Source organism: Mesorhizobium sp. M1E.F.Ca.ET.063.01.1.1, assembly GCF_003998155.1.
Classification (GTDB): domain Bacteria; phylum Pseudomonadota; class Alphaproteobacteria; order Rhizobiales; family Rhizobiaceae; genus Mesorhizobium.
On the sequence record NZ_RZSC01000805.1, the window covers coordinates 1 to 2,575 of the forward strand.

The 2,575-nt window shown below is 60.9% G+C and carries 2 protein-coding genes; both read left to right on the plus strand.

Translation table 11 applies throughout. From position 1 onward, the window contains the following. Positions 1–260 (plus strand): hypothetical protein (locus EOA29_RS42380; protein WP_210213196.1); only part of this gene is annotated, 260 nt, incomplete at its 5' end. Between the two features lie 408 nt (positions 261–668). Then, complete coding sequence (locus EOA29_RS32580) at positions 669–2,321, plus strand: MFS transporter (RefSeq protein ID WP_127222154.1); 1,653 nt, start codon at positions 669–671, stop codon at positions 2,319–2,321. The last annotated feature ends 254 nt before the right edge of the window (positions 2,322–2,575 follow it).

The following is a 2,575-nucleotide window of genomic DNA, read 5'->3' on the forward strand; positions in this document are numbered from 1 at the left end:
GCGAAGGGGGCTCTTCCTTCTCGCCGGCATTGCAATCCCTGGAAGTTGCCACGGTGACTCGCGTCGTGGAGGCGAAGGAGGCCATGCTCACCGGTCGCTTTGACGCATGGATTCACAGCGACACGATCTATCGTCCAACCAGTCCGGCTGACCGAGACGTGGTCAATACAGGCGATTGGCTATCCCAGGCAATACACTGCGGGGGTATGTGTCCCGAACACTACATTCTTCTTTACTGGCGCGAAACAACCCGCGACTGACGAGGAAGCCACCTCACAGTTGCACTTTAAAGGCCGGCCGACGTCAGATGACGAGCTCGGCCGAGCGGAAGGTCAAGAACTGGCGAGCAGCGATGGCAGTTGGCGCAGCTTGCTCATCTTTTGCATCGCGAAGAGCCGTCCGATGAAGTACGCACCATTTGTACACCGGGAGACAAGCCCTGTGTCCATATCGAAACCCTGTCCAGAAGCTCTAGGTGAGAAGATAGCTCGCACCCGGTAATGGATGAACACCCTTTTCCCAGGCGAGTTTCATGTCCGCCGCCCAGGAGACCTCAAAAATATCTGCGCTACGCACCGGTAGTGCCCTGATCCTGCCACTGTCTCTAGGCAAGTCCGTGAGTAGAAATCTCCAACTTGATCTTAGGCAAACAGAGGGGGCTCGGCCCAATGAGCAGGGTGGTGCGCGCGGACGCGGCTTCGGTTTCGTCGGCGACGTTTGCTCCGCTGGAGAACCCCACGTTCCGCGCGGTCTGGCTTGCCGCACAGGTCTCCAGCCTGGGATGGCTGTTTCAGACTGTTGCGGTCAGCTGGCTGATGGCAACCATTTCAAGCTCGGACGTGATGGTCGCCCTGGTGCAAGCCTCCACAACACTGCCCGTCTTCCTGTTGTCGATCTTTGCCGGCGCCATTGCCGACAACTTCAGCCGGCGCCATGTCATGGCGATCGGCTGGTGCGTAATAGCATCGTCGTCGATGATGCTTACCGCTCTTGTGGGGCTCGGGTTCTACAATCCGTGGCTGATCCTCGCATGCAGCTGTCTGGCCGGATGCGGGGCTGCTTTCACCGATCCGGCTTGGCACGCTTCGGTTGGCGACATTCTGCGAAAACGCGAAGTTCCGGCAGCGGTCACGTTGATCTCGGTTGGCTACAATGCCATGCGAAGCATTGGCCCGGCGCTCGGCGGTATCGTCGTCGCCTCCTTCGGACCGCTGACCGCCTTTGCCTTGGCGACGCTGACCTATGTCGCGATGCTATGGGTCATAGGCCTCTGCAAATGGAGCGGCCGGTCTTCGCCTCTTCCGCGTGAGCCCTTGACCACCGCCATTCATGACGGCGCGCGCTTCACGGCACTGTCGGGAGAGATCAAGGCGGCAATCGCGCGCGGAACTCTGTTCGGACTGACAAGCATTTCCATCCTGGCGCTGCTGCCTCTCGTTGCGCGCGATCAACTCGGCGGCGGACCGATCGTCTACGGTGTCCTGATGGCCGGATTTGGCGCCGGCGCCTTGTGCGCGGGCATTTCCAACAACGCGCTGAGACGGCAGCTGTCGCAGGAGCGGCTGACCACGCTGGCATGCATTTCCTGCGCCGCTTGCTGCCTGGCTCTTGCTTTCACGCCTTCGATCGTGGTGGCGACGATTGCCTTGACACTGGGCGGGGCTGGCTGGGTCGTCACCTGGACCGGGCTTGACGTCAGCGTGCAGCTGTCGAGCCCCCGCTGGGTGGTCGGGCGTACGCTCTCGATCTACTCTGCGCTTGCGTCAGGCGGCATTGCGGCCGGAAGCTGGCTGTGGGGCGTGATGGCTGAAAACTATTCCCTCACGCTGGCACTGGAGAGTTCCGCTGGCGCCCTGCTGCTGGTTGCCGCCACCGGGCTCCTATTGCCAATCCGTCAATGGAAAGAATCCGATCAGGATTCGCTTGATTTCGAGACCCCGCAACTCGCCCTCGACCTGAAGTCGAGGAGCGGTCCGATCGTGGTCAAGATCGAGTACGCCATCCCGGAAGCGAACCTTGAGGAATTTCTCGATCAGATGCGGCAACGGCGTCGCGTGCAAAGCCGCGTCGGTGCGCGGCACTGGAACCTTCAGCGCGACCTGCAGGAGCCATTGCATTGGACCGAGACATTCCGCACGCCGACCTGGATGGACTATCTTCGCCTCAATCATCGCCTGACGTCGGTGGACAAGGAACTCGATCAGCGCCTTCGCGAATTGCATGCCGGCGAGCTTCCGCCACGTACAAGGCTTGCCATCGAGCGCCCGACAGGAGCGCCCCGAAAGCGGGAACAATCGACGAGTTTCTTTTTCCGGCGGTGATCCAAGCGCAATACTTCTCTCCTCGACGACGACGCGGGATGGGCGTCCTTGCCGCGCTTTGCGGCTCCAAACTGCGGCTCAATGTATTTGTGTTTTTGCCTACATTCCAGAAGAATCAGTGCGTTGCCGAAGGCGCCTCGCGCATCCAAAATGGTCGTGCCCCACCGCGTGGTGTAGCTCGGCGGTTACGAAGCCGCTCGCGCGCGCCCTCAACAGTGCTGGAGCGAGCGGCGTAGCAGCGGTCATCGATGTTC

Bases quoted from the DNA above. Each gene is read 5' to 3' on its own strand.
- EOA29_RS32580 (WP_127222154.1), top strand. From the start codon at position 669: ATGAGCAGGGTGGTGCGCGCGGACGCGGCTTCGGTTTCGTCGGCGACG.